1 protein-coding gene is annotated in these 1144 nt (G+C 70.7%); it reads left to right on the plus strand.

Annotated elements, in window-relative coordinates; genetic code table 11:
- The coding region (locus QZ994_RS19945; protein ID WP_367172371.1) for an MFS transporter at positions 1-1144 on the plus strand (1144 nt) is incomplete at both ends.

The raw sequence follows: 1144 nt of genomic DNA on the forward strand, positions 1-1144 counted from the left end.
CCGCCTGATGTTCTGGGTGGCGCTCCTCTACTTCTCGGAGGGGTTGCCCCTGGGCCTGTTCTACGACCTCTTCCCGGTGAACATGCGGCAGGCCGGCGTGAGCCCCTCCGACATCGGCCTGCTCAGCCTGCTGGGGTTGGCCTGGACGGTGAAATTCCTCTGGGCGCCCCTGGTCGACGCCTGGCGTGGGCACCGCCGCTGGATGGCCGCGGCCAACACCGGCATGGCGCTCACCCTGGCGGCCCTGGCGCTCAACCCCGATGCCCTGGGGCAGGGTGCCACCTGGCCCTGGGTGCTGCTGGTGGCCTTCACGGTGCTCTCGGCCACCAACGACATCGCCACCGACGGCTACACCATCGAAATCCTCAGCAAGGACCAGTACGGCCTGGCCAACGGCCTGCGCATCGGCTTTTACCGGGTGGGCATGCTCTCGGCGGGGCTGATGCTGGTGGTGGCCGGCTGGACGGGCAGCGAGGGCCACGCCAACTGGGCCGCTGCCTACGGCCTGGCCGCTGCGGTGATGCTGGCCAATGCGGTGCTGATCCTCAACGCGCCGGCCCAGCCGCCGCGCCCACCGCGCGACGCCCAGGCCTCGGCCCGGGAGTGGACGGTGCTCAAGCAGCAGCCCATCTGGTTACTGGCCCTGGGTCTGGTGCTGGTGGGGCTGCTCTGGCCCGTGTTGGGGCCCGTGCTCAAGCTCTTCGGGCCTCAGGCCACCGATCCCGGCCTGTTCGGCTGGATGGTGGCGCACCAGACCGCCTGGTGGTTCAAGGGCGCCATCCCCGTCGGGCTGATGTTCGCCGGGGCGGGGCTGATGGTCGCCGCCGGCCGCAGCCCGCAGGCCAAGGCCCTGGCCGAGGGGCCGGCCTTTGGCGCCTGGGTGGGCCTGCTGGCGCGCCCGGGCATGCTGGCGGTGCTGCTCTTCATCCTGCTCTTCAAGCTGGGCGATGCGGCCATGGGCTTCATGGTCAAGCCCTTCTGGGTCGACGCGGGCTTCAGTCCGGCCGAAATCGGCCTGGTCAGTGTCAACGTGGGCATGGGCCTGTCCATCGCCGGGGGGCTGATCGGCGGCTGGTACGTCGACCGCGCGGGCATCTTCAAGGGCCTGTGGGTGCTGGGCCTGGCCCAGGCCCTGTCCAACCTG

The organism is Aquabacterium sp. (genome assembly GCF_021768455.1).
Taxonomy (GTDB): domain Bacteria; phylum Pseudomonadota; class Gammaproteobacteria; order Burkholderiales; family Burkholderiaceae_C; genus Aquabacterium.